This window comes from Candidatus Pelagibacter sp. PS_43 (genome assembly GCF_059417795.1).
Map to the genome: position 1 here is coordinate 1,051,510 of NZ_CM182066.1, position 14,086 is coordinate 1,065,595.

Annotated in this window: 13 protein-coding genes; 5 read left to right on the forward strand and 8 right to left on the reverse strand. The window is 28.5% G+C overall.

Annotated features, from left to right (window positions below; all coding sequences use genetic code 11):
• Nucleotides 1-26: 26 nt before the first annotated feature.
• From AC5SLL_RS05745 to polA, 3 genes are read right to left on the reverse strand one after another with little or no spacing between them, the layout of a single operon-like run.
• Entirely contained in the window at nt 27-1,565 is a 1,539-nt protein-coding gene (locus AC5SLL_RS05745; protein ID WP_494586423.1) for a sensor histidine kinase, read from the reverse strand.
• A complete protein-coding gene (locus AC5SLL_RS05750) occupies nt 1,565-2,272 on the reverse strand; it encodes a response regulator transcription factor (RefSeq protein WP_494572991.1) in 708 nt (235 codons plus the stop codon). The genes AC5SLL_RS05745 and AC5SLL_RS05750 overlap by 1 nt, the downstream gene beginning before the upstream one ends.
• Before the next feature lie 50 nt (nt 2,273-2,322).
• Nucleotides 2,323-5,097, reverse strand: coding sequence for a DNA polymerase I (gene polA / locus AC5SLL_RS05755; RefSeq protein ID WP_494586424.1), 2,775 nt, complete (start codon nt 5,095-5,097; stop codon nt 2,323-2,325).
• 51 nt (nt 5,098-5,148) lie between these two features.
• Between polA and AC5SLL_RS05760 the strand changes: the two genes are divergently transcribed.
• Together AC5SLL_RS05760 and AC5SLL_RS05765 are read left to right on the forward strand one after the other, a co-directional pair.
• Nucleotides 5,149-6,078: an ABC transporter ATP-binding protein gene (locus AC5SLL_RS05760; protein ID WP_494586425.1), complete on the forward strand. Its 930-nt coding sequence runs from the start codon at nt 5,149-5,151 to the stop codon at nt 6,076-6,078.
• A 32-nt stretch (nt 6,079-6,110) separates the two neighbouring features.
• A complete protein-coding gene (locus AC5SLL_RS05765; RefSeq protein ID WP_494586426.1) occupies nt 6,111-6,662 on the forward strand; it encodes a biotin transporter BioY in 552 nt (183 codons plus the stop codon).
• Here AC5SLL_RS05765 and AC5SLL_RS05770 read toward each other — a convergent pair.
• Nucleotides 6,655-7,218 (reverse strand): ActR/PrrA/RegA family redox response regulator transcription factor, encoded by a 564-nt coding sequence (locus AC5SLL_RS05770; RefSeq protein ID WP_494586427.1) that lies wholly within the window; start codon nt 7,216-7,218, stop codon nt 6,655-6,657. The genes AC5SLL_RS05765 and AC5SLL_RS05770 overlap by 8 nt on opposite strands.
• 150 nt (nt 7,219-7,368) lie before the next feature.
• On the opposite strand from AC5SLL_RS05770, the gene AC5SLL_RS05775 reads away from it, so the two are divergent.
• The 3 genes from AC5SLL_RS05775 to speB are packed head-to-tail and all read left to right on the forward strand — an operon-like array spanning nt 7,369 to nt 10,468.
• Nucleotides 7,369-8,547: a type III PLP-dependent enzyme gene (locus tag AC5SLL_RS05775; protein ID WP_494586428.1), complete on the forward strand. Its 1,179-nt coding sequence runs from the start codon at nt 7,369-7,371 to the stop codon at nt 8,545-8,547.
• Nucleotides 8,547-9,590, forward strand: a complete 1,044-nt coding sequence (locus tag AC5SLL_RS05780; protein WP_494586429.1) for a 1,9-bis(guanidino)-5-aza-nonane synthase — start codon at nt 8,547-8,549, stop codon at nt 9,588-9,590. Before AC5SLL_RS05775 ends, AC5SLL_RS05780 begins: the two co-directional genes overlap by 1 nt.
• A gap of 2 nt (nt 9,591-9,592) precedes the next feature.
• Nucleotides 9,593-10,468 (forward strand): agmatinase, encoded by an 876-nt coding sequence (gene speB / locus AC5SLL_RS05785; RefSeq protein ID WP_494572998.1) that lies wholly within the window; start codon nt 9,593-9,595, stop codon nt 10,466-10,468.
• Here speB and AC5SLL_RS05790 read toward each other — a convergent pair.
• The 4 genes from AC5SLL_RS05790 to AC5SLL_RS05805 are packed head-to-tail and all read right to left on the reverse strand — an operon-like array spanning nt 10,465 to nt 14,025.
• The gene (locus tag AC5SLL_RS05790; protein WP_271516214.1) at nt 10,465-11,019 is read right to left on the reverse strand and encodes a queuosine precursor transporter; all 555 of its coding nucleotides are present in this window, start codon (nt 11,017-11,019) and stop codon (nt 10,465-10,467) included. The genes speB and AC5SLL_RS05790 overlap by 4 nt on opposite strands.
• Nucleotides 11,019-11,342, reverse strand: coding sequence for a 50S ribosomal protein L28 (gene rpmB / locus AC5SLL_RS05795; protein ID WP_494586430.1), 324 nt, complete (start codon nt 11,340-11,342; stop codon nt 11,019-11,021). Before rpmB ends, AC5SLL_RS05790 begins: the two co-directional genes overlap by 1 nt.
• A 53-nt stretch (nt 11,343-11,395) precedes the next feature.
• On the reverse strand, nt 11,396-12,448 hold the full coding sequence (locus AC5SLL_RS05800; protein ID WP_494586431.1) for a quinone-dependent dihydroorotate dehydrogenase: 1,053 nt from the start codon (nt 12,446-12,448) through the stop codon (nt 11,396-11,398).
• Nucleotides 12,448-14,025, reverse strand: a complete 1,578-nt coding sequence (locus AC5SLL_RS05805) for a lysine--tRNA ligase (RefSeq protein ID WP_494586432.1) — start codon at nt 14,023-14,025, stop codon at nt 12,448-12,450. The genes AC5SLL_RS05800 and AC5SLL_RS05805 overlap by 1 nt, the downstream gene beginning before the upstream one ends.
• Nucleotides 14,026-14,086: the final 61 nt, after the last annotated feature.

Sequence of the window (14,086 nt, forward strand, 5' to 3'; positions counted from 1 at the left end):
TAAAAAATTGATTTATCAACTTATGTTTAGGCTTTGGGGAACATAATTTCAATATTTGCACCCTTTTGTACTGTATTGTTAGCTGCACTGATTGAAGCACCGTGTAGTTCAACTAAATTTTTCACTATGTTTAAACCTAAGCCTGAATGTTCACCAAAATTATCTGGTCTATTACTATAAAATCTATCAAATATTTTTTTTGTATTAGTTTCTTTAAATCCTTTACCTTCATCTATAACCTTTAAAATGATACCATTTTTATCGTCTTTAAAAATTTCAACTAAAATTCTTTTATTGTCCTCACTAAATGAAATTGAATTATCAAGCAAATTTGCAATAATTTGTTCAATTCTATTTTCTATTCCATTAATATAATATTCATCATGATTATTTAAATCATTTAGTATTATTTTTATGCCCCTTTTAGCCTCATAAATATTGTTGAAATCATCTACAACAGATTGTGCTATTGTTTTAAGATTAATTCGTTTCATCTTTTCTTTACTTAAAGCGACCTCGTCCTTCAACATTTGAGAATAATCAGTAATTAATCTCTCAATTCTTTGAACATCATGATTAAGAATGTCAATTAATTTACTTCTTTGAGATTGATCAACAGTTTCGTTTAGAATTTCAGATGCACTTTTTAATGACGTTAAGGGGTTTCTTATTTCATGAACAAGATCCGTTGAAAAGTTTTCTGCATGGGAGATTCTTTTTTGAAGCTCATTTGTCATATCATCTAAAGAATTTGATAAAGTTCCCAATTCATCATTTCGATTTTTCAGTTCGTTTATATTTGTTTTCTTCCTGCTCTTTTCTTTAATTATTTTTGTATAGGTTACTAAACTTTTTATTGGTTTTAAAAAATATCTATTTAATACAAAAGAAAAGATAAAAATAACAATAACAATAAAAATTACTGTTCTTAAAATAAAAGTTTTTCTCTCATCAATAGCTAACTTTACATCGTTGGCGTTTTCTGTAATTACTAAATAGCCAATATTTTTACCATCCAATATTACATTGTTTATTGTTGTCAGTAGGAACTGGTCATACCCTTCTTGTACAAAAGTATAAGGTTTTCCATAATCCTTAGACCATGAATAATTTGTTAAAATATCTTTTAAAGAAATGGTTTTTTCCTTATTTATATTTTTCGTTTCAACTATTTTATTGCTTTTTTCTTCATTTAAAGTTTCTAATTGAACAATGTCTAATCTATTAGAAAATGATCTTGGGTCTAAATCTAGAGTATCAGTATCTCCCACTAGATTAAATTGATTATCAAATAGAATAACTCTATCTAAATTTTGAAATAAAAATCTTGTTGAAAATAAAAATCTTCTAATATCTTCTTCTTCAAATTTTATATTTAATCGAAGTATATGTTCAATGGTATTATTGATTATTTTAATATGTTTGGTAGTCTTATTTTTAATTAAGATTGGTTTAACATTGCTAATATACAAAAATGCCAGACTACCAATTACTAAAAAAATTATTAAATTTATAAATAAAAATTTTTTTAAAATTGATAAGCTTTTTATGAAATTTGTGAACATCAACTAACGTTCCATCTGTATCCACTGCCATATCTTGTTTCAATTGCAGTAAAATCAGGATCAACTTTTTTAAATTTTTTTCTAATTCTTTTGACATGGCTATCTATAGTTCTATCTTCAATGTCAGTATCTTCTCTATAGGCTATGTCCATTAACTGTGCCCGTTCCTTGATTATGCCTGGTCTTTTGGCTAACTCTTTAACTATTAAGAATTCTGTTGTTGTAAGTTTATCTGGTAACTGTTTCCCATTCCATTCACATTCCAGTTGTGAAGGGTCAAGTTTAAGTCTTCCATGAGAAATTATACTCTTGGTCTCTTCAAGGTTAACATTTATATCTTTTTTTCTTAACTGAACTCTTATTCTTTCAATTAAAACTTTTATGGAAAATCCTCCAGATTTTTTTATAAAATCATCTGCTCCTAATTTTAACCCTAACAGTTCATCTATCTCATCTTCTTTCGATGTTAAAAAAATTACTGGCAGAGAAGTTTTTTTTCTTAATTTTTTTAATAGTTCTTCACCATCCATTTTTGGCATTTTAATATCAATTACTGCTAAATCTGGTGGTGTTCTGGTTAGTCCAATTAATGCGCTCTCGCCATCAATATAAGTTTGAACCTTGAAACCTTCTTTTTCAAGCGCAATACTTATACTTGTAAGTATATTTCGATCGTCATCTATTAAAGCGATTGTTTGTGTTTGCATAATCTACTTTAAAAATACTAAATTGTTCTAATTTAGGCAATGTTCATTAATTAATGAAGTACTCCCCAATTATCACCCGTATTTATATCCACTGTTAATGGGATTGAAAAAGCATGCAAATCACTATTCGTAACACTAGTCATCTCTTCTTTGATGATCTTTGTTATATTCTTTGCCTCTTTTTCTGGAACTTCAAAAATTAACTCATCGTGAATTTGTAGAAGTATCTTTGACTTATTATTTTTCATTTCTTTAAACTTTTGATCAATTCTAATCATTGCAAGTCTCATAATTTCAGATGCCGAACCTTGAATTGGTGCATTAATTGAGGCTCTCTCTTGAAAATTTCTAACATTAAAATTCTTATCATTAATTCCATTAAAGTGTGATCGTCTTCCAAAAACATTATTTACATACCCACTTTTTCTACAAAATTTAATAGTGTCATCCATATAAACTTTTATTTCTGGAAATTTAGCAAAGTATGCTTCTAAAAATTCATTAGCTTCATGATTTGAAACATTAATTTGTTTTGCAAGACCATATTGTGAAATTCCATAAATAATACCAAAATTTATTGCTTTTGCTTTTCGTCTCATATCTTGGTCTACTTTTTTAATATCAATATTAAAAACTTGGCTAGCTGTAAGAGTGTGAATGTCTTCATTATTTTTAAAAGCTTTTTTTAACTCCTTAACATCAGCTAAATCAGCTAAAATTCTCATTTCAATTTGATTATAATCGGCTGAGATCAATGTGAACCCTTTTTCGGATATAAAGGCTTTTCTTATATCTTTACCATCTTCTGATTTAATAGGAATATTTTGTAAATTTGGATCACTTGAAGCTAATCTTCCAGTTGTTGTTGCAGCTAATAAAAATGAAGTATGTACTCTTTTTGTGGAAGGATTTATATGTTCTGGTAATGCATCAGAATATGTATTTTTAAGTTTAGATACCTGTCTCCAATCTAAAACTAATTGTGGGAATTTATGTCCTTTAAATGCCAAATCTTCAAGTACACCTGCATTTGTTGCAAAACTTCCTTTTTTTGTTTTCTTAAGGGCAGCTATTTTTAATTCATTATAAATTATTTCACCTAATTGCTTTGGTGAGGCAATATTAAATTCTTTTTTTGAAATTTTAAAAACTTCTTTTTCTATTTTATTGATTTTTTTCTCGAATTTTTCGGATAGTACTTTCAAAAATCTATTATCAACTTTTATCCCTTCAATTTCCATAAAGGCTAGTATCTCAATTAAAGGTTTTTCAAAAATTTCATAAATATTAGTTAATTTCTCTAATTTAAGATTTTTATTAAAAATTTTATATAATCTGTAAGTAATATCCGCATCTTCAGCAGCATACTCCATTGCCTTATCAAGTTCGACATCGCTGAAATTGATTTCTTTTTTTCCAGTACCCACTATTTCCTTAAATGAAATTGTTTTATGCTGTAAGTGGATCTCAGATAATGTATCCATATTATGTCTGTTTTTTCCCGCATCAAGCACATAAGACATCAGCATTGTATCTTCCATTGAATTCATTTTTATTCCCTGCTTGTACAAAACAATAAAATCAAATTTAATATTTTGGCCTATTTTTTTTACACTCTTGTCCTCTAAAAGTGGCTTTAGTTTTTTAATTACAATATTTTTATCTAAGCATCCGTCAAATTTATGTGCTATTGGAATGTAACAAGCTTTTCCAATTTTTGTGCTTAGCGATATTCCAACAAGATCTGCTTGATGTGCATCCAGTGAACTTGTTTCAGTATCTATTACTAATTCACCAGCCTCCTCAGCTTCATTAATCCATTCTTCCATCTCTTCTTCGTTACTAATAAGATGGTAATTTTTCTTACTTATATTTTGTTGTTTTTCTTTTACTGAGCCTTCTGTTTTAGTGGTTACTAATTTAGGTTCACCATACGCAGAAATGACTGAGCTAAGAAGTCTATTAAATTCCATTTCTCTTAAAAATTTATATAGTTTCTGCTTATCTATTTCTTTTAATTGAAATTCCTCTATCTTTCTTTGAGCTGGAGCATCCTTCATAAGGGTTACTAGTTTTTTACTAATAATTGCCTTATCTTTATTTTCTATAAGAGTTTCTCTTCTTTTATTTTGTTTTATTTCATGAGCATTATCTAATAATTTTTCAAGAGTTCCGTATTGATTAATGAGTTCTGCAGCAGTTTTTACACCTATGCCTGGAACTCCAGGAATATTATCACTACTATCTCCAGCTAATGACTGAACATCAATTACTTTTTTTGGCTCTACACCAAATTTATTCATTATGTCTTCTGGGGTAATAAATTTATTCTTCATGGGATCAAATAAACGAACGTCTTTTCTATATAGTTGCATTAGATCTTTATCTGAAGAAACTATCGTAACCTTAGCTCCTTTTGCTAATATCTGTTCTGTATAAGTTGCTATCAAGTCATCAGCTTCATAATTTGGAAGATCAACTGATGGTAAATTAAATGCTAGGACTGATTTTCTTATATATTCAAATTGTGGTGCTAAGTCATCGGGTGCTTCTGATCTATTTGCTTTATAATCTGAATAAATTTCATTTCTAAAAGTTTTTCTAGCTGAATCAAAAATTACTGCAAAATGAGTTGGTTTTTGTAAATTTTCATTTGATTTTGAATCCTCTAATAATTTAAATAACATACTACAAAATCCGCTTACTGCTCCAACCGGCAGTCCATCACTTTTCCTGGTTAAGGGTGGAAGAGCGTAGTAAGCTCTAAAGATATAACCTGAACCATCAATTAAATAAAAATGATCTGTTTTTTTTATTTTATCCATTAAATTAATGTTATCTTAATTATTTTAGATATTATAAATGTATTAACGCACATGGACAAAAAAAATATACTTTCTGTTAAAAATCTAAAAAAAATTTATTCTAAACAACATAATGGAAAAACTTATGCTTTAAATGATTTAAACTTAGACGTGAAAGAAGGAGAAATATTTGGCCTTCTGGGTCCAAATGGTGCTGGTAAGACAACTTTTATAAATATTTTAGCTGGGACAGTCATAAAGACTGAGGGTGAGGTTAATGTATGTGGATTTGATCTAGATGAAAATCCCAGACAGGTTCGAGCTTCAGTTGGAGTAGTTCCTCAGGAGATAAATTTAGACCCATTTTTTAGTCCAAGAAAACTATTAGACCTTCAGGCAGGCTTATATGGTGTAAAAGAAAAAGATAGAATTACAGATACAATTTTAAATCTAGTGTCTTTAGAAAAAGAGGCCAATAGTTATGCCAGAAGTTTATCTGGTGGAATGAAAAGAAGATTATTAATGGCTAAAGCATTAGTTCATCAGCCTCCTCTTGTTTTTCTTGATGAGCCTACCGCTGGAGTTGATGTCGAATTGAGGCAAAATTTATGGAAAAATGTAAGAATGCTTAACAAACTTGGCGTTACTATTATTTTAACAACACATTATCTTGAGGAAGCAGAAGAAATGTGTGATCGAATAGCTATTCTCAACAAAGGAAATGTAGTAGCCCTAGATAGTACTAAAAATCTTTTAAATAGAATTCAAACAAAAAAAGTTACTTTTAAAACAGATAAAGAAATTAATATTCAAAAAAATGACCTTGAATCTCTTGAAATAATATCAAAAATAGGCAATGAAGTTTGTGTCTCTTACGAAAAGAGTAAAGTTAATATGGAAAAATTAATAAACTTAATAAAGAAAAACAACATCAAAATTGTTGATATATCAACTGATGATGGTGATTTAGAAGATGTATTTTTAAGACTAATAAAAAACTAGATTATTATAATAATAAATAGTAAATTTTATCTATGGATCTATTAAAAACAAACTCAATTCAAAAAGTTACAAAAACATTTATATTAATTTTTTTAGGAACTATTGCTCTAACTATTTCTGCTAAATTAAAAATACCTTTTTATCCAGTGCCAATGACGATGCAAACTTTTGTTGTACTCTTCATAGGTTTAGCATTTGGGTATAAAATTGGTCTTGCAACAGTAGCTGTTTATTTATTAGAAGGAATTATTGGAATACCTGTTTTTTCTAATTCCCCAGAAAAAGGTATTGGTTTAGTTTATTTTACCGGTCCAACAATGGGATACTTGATAGGCTTTTTATTTGCAGTATTTTTTGCAGGATATCTAGATATGAAAAATAATATTTTTTTAATTTTTGCTAAATTATTATTTTCAGTTTCAATAATTTATATATTTGGAACAATCTGGCTTGGGACTTTGATTGGGTGGGATAAACCAATACTTAGTTTAGGTGTAACACCTTTTTTATTAGCAGAATTATTTAAGATTTGTCTTTTAACTCTATTAGCAAAAAAAATAATTAAATTAAGAAAATTTATCTAGGAGATCTTTTAGATAATATTCTTTGTAGAGTTCTTCTGTGCATCTTAAGTCTTCTAGCAGTTTCTGATACATTTCGGTTACATAATTCAAAAACTCTATGAATATGTTCCCACTTAACTCTATCTGCTGACATCGGATTTTCTGGTGGTTCAGCTTTCTTTTCTGGATCTGCCAATAATGCTTTTTCAACATCATCAGCATCTGCAGGTTTTGCCAAATAATCAATGGCCCCTTCTTTAATGGCTGCTACCGCCGTAGGTATATTTCCATAACCAGTTAACATAATAATTCTACTTGTGGGATTTGAAATTTGTATTTCTTTAACAACTTCCAATCCATTTCCATCAGCCAACCTTAAATCAACAACAGCGAATCCTGGTTTATTTGTTTTAACAGTTTGAATACCTTTTTGCACACTCTCAGCTTGTAAAACTGTAAAGCCCTTTTTTTCCATAGCTCTTGCAAGTCTATCTCTAAAAGGGTTGTCATCATCAACAATTAATAGTGATTTATTGTCAAAATCACTTAGTTTTTTAAGATTGATTTGTTCAGGCATGCCTTAGATATGGTGTTTATTTTAAAAATTTCAACACCCATTATTTGCTTTACATTAATTAACTATTACCTTAATTGCATGATTTATATGAAAGTTTTTTAGTTTTTTAAGAAACTTTTTTTTATTAAATTTTTTTTGGAGGCATATAAAGTGCAAAAATTTAAAAGTGTTGATGAGCTTGTAAGTCAACTAAAACCTGAAAAACCAATTTATTGTATTAGAAAAAAATCTATACAGTTAGCCTCTACATATTTTAGAAATAAATTTCCTGGTAAAATTTTATACGCTGTTAAAACCAATCCACATCCAGAAGTATTAAAAACAATAGTTAAGAGTGGTATTGAAAACTTTGATGTTGCATCAATTCAAGAAATTAAAGATATAAGAGCAATAGATCCTAATGCTAAATGCTCATACATGCATACTGTAAAAAGTAGAGAAAGTATTAGAGATGCTTATTTTAATCATAATATTAAAACTTTTTCTTTAGATACAAAAGATGAGTTAATTAAAATAATTGAGTCAACAAATCGTGCTTCAGATCTTGAATTATTTATTAGAATTGCAGTTTCAAACGAACATGCAGAAATAGATTTATCTAAAAAATTTGGTGCTTTAGCCTCTGAGGCTTCTGGTTTGTTAAGATTAACAAAACAATATGCAAAAAAAATTGGCTTAAGTTTTCATGTTGGTTCTCAATGTATGCATCCTATTTCTTATGTAAAAGGAATTTTAGAAGTTGGAAATATAATAAAAAAAACAAAAATTATTCCTGACTATATTAATATTGGTGGTGGGTTTCCTGCAATCTACCCTGATCTTGTTCCTCAATCTTTAGATAATTATTTTGAAGAAATAAAAAAAGGATTAGAAAATTTAAAATTAGAAAAACTTCCAGAATTAATATGTGAGCCTGGTAGAGCACTAGTTGCTGAAAGTGGCTCTACAATTGTAAGAATAAATCTTAGAAAAAAACAAAAGCTTTATATTAATGATGGCACATATGGAACTCTTTTCGATGCTGGTACACCAAATATAGTTTACCCTTCTCGTATAATTAAAACAGGAAAAATAATTTCAAAAAAATTAACTGCTTTTGATTTTTATGGTCCTACTTGTGACAGTATGGATTATATGAAAGGACCATTTCTATTACCAAATAATATTAAAGAAAATGATTATATAGAATTGGGTCAACTTGGCGCTTATGGCCTTACTTTTAGAACTCAATTTAATGGTTTTTATTCTAACGAAATTTATGAAGTAGAAGATGATCCAATAATGACAATGTATGGTAAAAATAGCAATAAGGCTATATTAGTTGCCTAATGTCAGATAACAAAAACTTAACTCATAATAGTAAAAAAGATTTTCTAAAAAACCCTGTAGAACATATTGATATCACATCTTTTGATGCAAGAAAAATTATCTCATCAATGGAAAAAATGTCTTTTGTTTCTAGAGAAACAGCAAATGCAGCTGGTATTTTTAATGAAATGATACAAGACAAAGACTGTACTATTTTTTTAACTTTAGCTGGTTCAACATCTGCTGCTGGCTGTATGAATATTTATAAAGATTTAGTCAAATACAATATGGTTGATGCAATCATTGCGACTGGTGCCTCAATTGTTGATATGGATTTTTTTGAAGCCTTAGGTTTTAAGCATTATCAAGGATCACAATTTCAAAATGATATGGAATTGAGAAAAAACTACATTGATAGAATATATGACACTTATATTGATGAAGATGAATTACAAGAATGTGACAAAAGAATATGTGAAATTGCAGATGGATTAGAGCCAAGAAGTTATACTTCTAGAGAGTTTATTTATGCAATGGGTAAATACCTAAAAAAAAACTCAGTAAAAAAAAATTCTTTAATTGAAACAGCTTATGACAATAACGTTCCAATATTTTGTCCAGCTTTTACAGATTCAAGTGCTGGATTTGGGTTAGTTATTCATCAAGAAAATAATCCAAAAAATCATATGACTATAGACTCAATTAGAGAGTTTCGCGAATTAACAGAAATTAAAATTCAATCAAAAGGGTCTGGTTTATTTATGATTGGTGGAGGAGTTCCTAAAAACTTTATCCAAGATACAGTAATATGTGCTGAACTACTTGGCAAAGAAGTGGAAATGCATAAATATGCGGTTCAAATTACAGTAGCAGACTCTAGAGATGGAGCTTGTAGCAGCTCAACATTAAAAGAAGCAAGCTCTTGGGGTAAAGTAGATATTACAAAAGAACAAATGGTCTTTGCGGAAGCTACTAGTGTTTTACCTTTAATTGTAAGCGATGCTTATCATAAGGGTGATTGGAAAAATAGAACGAGAAAAAATTTCTCAAAAATATTTAAATAAAATTGAAATATCTATCTAATAAAAATGGATTTCTTGGGATTGATAACAATACCAATTTTAAAGAAAAGGTTGTCGTTATTCCATTTGGTTTAGAAAAAACTGTAAGTTATGGTGGGGGTACTAGAAATGGACCAAAAGAAATTATTAAAGCTTCTCATCAGGTCGAGTTATATGATGAAGAATTACATTGTGAACCTTACAAAAAAATTGGAATTAAAACTCTAAAGCCATTTAAGATTGATAAAGATATAAAGAAAGCCCTAAAAAAGATGTCTAATATAAATCAAGAAATATTAGATAAAAAACTTTTTCCAATAACATTTGGGGGTGAACATTCTATTACACCTGGCTGTATTGCTCCATTTGTGAAAAAACATAAAGATATTTGCTTATTACATTTTGATGCACATGCTGATTTGAGAGAAAGCTATAATGGTGAAAAATTTTCTCATGCATCAGCTATCAGAAGATGTTTGGACTATAAAAATGTGTCACTAATTTCGTTTGGAATTAGAAATATCTCAGAGAGCGAAATACCTTTTTTAAAAAAAAATTCATCTAGAATAGATATCTTTTGGGCAAAAGATAAGGCTAAGTGGGACTTAAAAAAATTCAAAAAATTAATAAAAAATAAAACTGTATATTTAACATTTGATGTTGACGGATTAGATTCTAGTATAATGCCTGCAACTGGCACGCCAGAACCAGGTGGCTTACTGTGGGATGAAACTTTAAATATTATAAGAATAGCAGCTAAAAACTCAAATATTGTGGGTGCAGATATAAATGAATTGTCACCTATTAAAGGGTTTAATTCCTACAATTTTCTAGTAGCTAAATTAGCTTATAAAATTTTATCTTATAAATTTTTGTATTAAGCTTTAGACTCTTTAACAGTTCCTAATAATAGCCTAAATGGAATTAGCATTATAAGTGCCACAAGTATTTTTACAGATAAGTCTCCTAATGATAAAGTGATCCAAGGAATTCCAGTTGCATAAAAAGATATTGAAAAAAATAAAAAAGTATCAATAGTTGAGCCAATCAATGATGAGGTAAGTGGAGCAACAAACCATTTTTTTTTTCTTAATTGATCAAAGATTTGAACATCAATTAACTGTGCAACCAAAAATGCTACTCCAGAGCCAATGGCTATTCTAATTGAAATTAAATCTTCAAAGTTTGTTGAAAAAAATAAGGTAAAAATTATTCCAATAACAAAACCTATATAAACAATTTTTCTAGCAATAAACTTACCGTAAGACCTATTGGCTAAATCAGTAATTAAAAAAGCAATTGGATAACTAAAGGCTCCATAAGTAAGTATTTCACCTAGTCCATAATAATTTATTGGAAATTGAACAAGATAATTGGATGCTAGCACTACAACTCCCATTATTAATGAAAGTAGTAAAAAGTATTTGTTCATTAAGCTGATTTACTGGGAGATGCTTTTGGTGCTTTTTTAATAAATGGAGATTTAATTAGAATACTCTTTTTTAGTTTTTTTAGTCTAGGTGAAATATTTTTATTTTTTGCACTTTTTAAAAATTGATCAAATGTACCTTTTTTATCGACAGATCTAACACCAGCATTACTTACTGTTAAAGTTAAATTTCTCTTTAAAAGTTCACTTGTAAATTTAGCTTTTTTTAAATTTGGTAAAAATCTTCTTTTGGTCTTATTGTTAGCGTGACTAACATTGTGACCTTTCATTGGAATTTTACCAGTTAATTCACATTTTTTAGACATAATATTTAGTGACTATATAGGATGTGTTAAAGAACTCGTCAAGTTTATTAGGCTTAATTAGCCAGCTTCTTTCCCACTATTTCTTTAAAATCCTTAACACCACCAGCAATTAATATTTCTTTAAGCTCTTTTTTAATTTTTCCTACTATGTTTGGTCCCTGAAAAACCATTCCAGTATATAGTTGTATATAACTTGCTCCTGACTGAAATTTTTTATAAGCACTCTCTCCTGAGTCTACACCTCCAACTCCTATAATCTCAATTTTTCCATTTAATATTTTATAGAATTTACTTATTAATTTATTCGCTTCTTCTTCCAGAGGTTTTCCTGATAGGCCGCCTTTTTGATGTTTTAGAATATCTTTTAATTTATCTCTATTTTTAGCACTAGTATTAGAAACAATTATTGCACTAACTTTATATTGTATTAAAGTTTTACAAATTATTTCAATTTGTTCTTCTAAAATATCTGGAGAAATTTTTACTATAATTGGTATTTTGGATTTTAGTCTAATTTTTTCTTTTTCTATCGAGTCCATTAGTTCGTCAAATTTAGACTTATCATGAAAATTTCTTAAGTTTTCTGTGTTAGGTGAAGATATATTGATAGTGATGTAATCAGCAATATTATGAAAAACCCTAAGTCCAATTAAATAATCATTTAGTCGATCTCCACTATCTTTGTTTGGACCAATATTAACACCCAGTAAACCTTTATTTGGATTTGACTTAATTCTTTTGCTAATATTTTCTGAGCCTAAGTTATTAAATCCCAATCTATTTATTAGAGCCTGATCATCTACTAGTCTAAAAACTCTTGGTTTTGGATTTCCATATTGTTCTAGTGGTGTAACGGTTCCTACTTCTACAAAGCCAAAGCCAAGTTTAAAAAGAGAATTATAAACTTCAGCATTTTTATCAAAACCAGCTGCTATTCCTATGGGATTATTAATTTCTTTTCCAAATAATTTAGTCTTAAATAATGAGTCATCTTTTTCTTGATTAGATAAATTTGGTAGTAAATTTAATTTTAAAGACTTAATTGCTAAATTATGAGCTGTTTCAGGATCAAACTTAAAGATTAGTGATCTAAATTTTGAAAACATTATTTTATTTTTTCTTTTATTAATTCTTTAGTTTCGTTCACTCCAAAAAAGCTTATAAAAAAACCCATCCTTGGACCATTTTCATCTCCAAAAACAACTTCATAAATTAGTTTAAACCAATCGCGTAAGTTTTCTGAATATCCATTATCTTTTCCTGTTGAATAAATTAATGTCTGGATATCTTCAGGTAACATTTTATCATTGCACTCATCTAAAGTCTTAATAAGTGCCTCTAAAGCTTTTTTTTCACTATCGTTTGCTTTTTTATATTTTTTTTGAATTTTGATTACATCGTTAAAATATTTAATAGCATAACCAATCAAGTTATCAAAAATAGGATGATCTTTTTCAGAAATATCCTTTTTGTATTTTTTTACAAATTTCCAAAGTAATTCTTTAGAGTCTGCATTGCTAGTCTCTACTAGATTTAAAAGCATTGAAAAGCTCATTATCGTATCTTCCTTAGGAATTTTTCCATTATGTACATGCCATACTGGATTCATCAATAACTGAAGTTCATTTTGTTTTTTTGCTTTTTCTATGAGTTCCAAATACTCATCTACTGTTTTGGGTACTATTTCTTTATATAGTTTTTTAGCTCTTTTAGGATTTTGATACATGTATAAGGAAAGACTCTCAGGAGATGCATACTCCAACCATTGATCAATTGTAATTCCATTACCTTTTGATTTCGATATTTTTTCACCTTTTTCATCCAAAAAAAGTTCATAGGCAAAACCAGAGGGGTTCGTTTTTCCAATTAACTTTACTATTCTCGATGACAATATCGCACTTTCAATCAAATCTTTTCCATACATTTCAAAGTCTATATCTAAAGCATACCACCTCATTGCCCAATCAACTTTCCATTGTAATTTACAATTTCCATCTAAAATACTAGTTTCAAGTTTTTCACCATTATTATCAAAAATAATTTTTGATTTATCTTTTAAAATTTCTAAAACTGGAATTTCTAAAACTTTGCCTGTATTTGGACAAATTGGTAAAAATGGACTGTAGGTTCTTTGTCTTTCCTTCCCTAATGTTGGAAGAATTATATCCATAATACCCTGGTAGTTTTCTAAAATTATTTGAAGAGTTGGATTAAAAAAGCCACTTTTATAAAGCACAGAGGAGCTTTTAAAATTATACTCAAAATTAAACTTATTCAAAAAATCTTGTAACATTTCATTGTTGTGTTCACCAAAGCTTGCAAATTTTTCAAATGGGTCTGGGACTTGTGTTAATGGTTTATGAAGATTATTGTTTAAAAGTTCTTGATTAGGAACATTCTCTGGAACTTTTCTAAGACCATCCATATCATCAGAGAACGTTATAATTTCAGTTGGAATATCAGTAAGTTGTTTCAAAGCATTAACCATCATCGATGTTCTGGCAACCTCACCAAATGTACCAATATGAGGAAGTCCACTTGGACCATAGCCTGTTTGTAAAATTATTTTACTTTTTTTATCTATAAATGATTTTCTTTCACGCAGCATCTTTTTAGCCTCAACAAAAGGCCATGCGTTGGTTTTATCTAAATTATCTTTTTCAATCACTTTGTTTAATAACAAATATCTTATATTTGGTGTTTTTATTAATTCTTATAGAGTTGAAATTTATTTACCATAAAAT

Coding starts and splice junctions, on each gene's coding strand:
- AC5SLL_RS05745 (WP_494586423.1), bottom strand. CDS start 1,565: ATGTTCACAAATTTCATAAAAAGCTTATCAATTTTAAAAAAATTTTTA.
- AC5SLL_RS05750 (WP_494572991.1), bottom strand. CDS start 2,272: ATGCAAACACAAACAATCGCTTTAATAGATGACGATCGAAATATACTT.
- polA (WP_494586424.1), bottom strand. CDS start 5,097: ATGGATAAAATAAAAAAAACAGATCATTTTTATTTAATTGATGGTTCA.
- AC5SLL_RS05760 (WP_494586425.1), top strand. CDS start 5,149: ATGGACAAAAAAAATATACTTTCTGTTAAAAATCTAAAAAAAATTTAT.
- AC5SLL_RS05765 (WP_494586426.1), top strand. CDS start 6,111: ATGGATCTATTAAAAACAAACTCAATTCAAAAAGTTACAAAAACATTT.
- AC5SLL_RS05770 (WP_494586427.1), bottom strand. CDS start 7,218: ATGCCTGAACAAATCAATCTTAAAAAACTAAGTGATTTTGACAATAAA.
- AC5SLL_RS05780 (WP_494586429.1), top strand. CDS start 8,547: ATGTCAGATAACAAAAACTTAACTCATAATAGTAAAAAAGATTTTCTA.
- AC5SLL_RS05790 (WP_271516214.1), bottom strand. CDS start 11,019: ATGAACAAATACTTTTTACTACTTTCATTAATAATGGGAGTTGTAGTG.
- rpmB (WP_494586430.1), bottom strand. CDS start 11,342: ATGTCTAAAAAATGTGAATTAACTGGTAAAATTCCAATGAAAGGTCAC.
- AC5SLL_RS05800 (WP_494586431.1), bottom strand. CDS start 12,448: ATGTTTTCAAAATTTAGATCACTAATCTTTAAGTTTGATCCTGAAACA.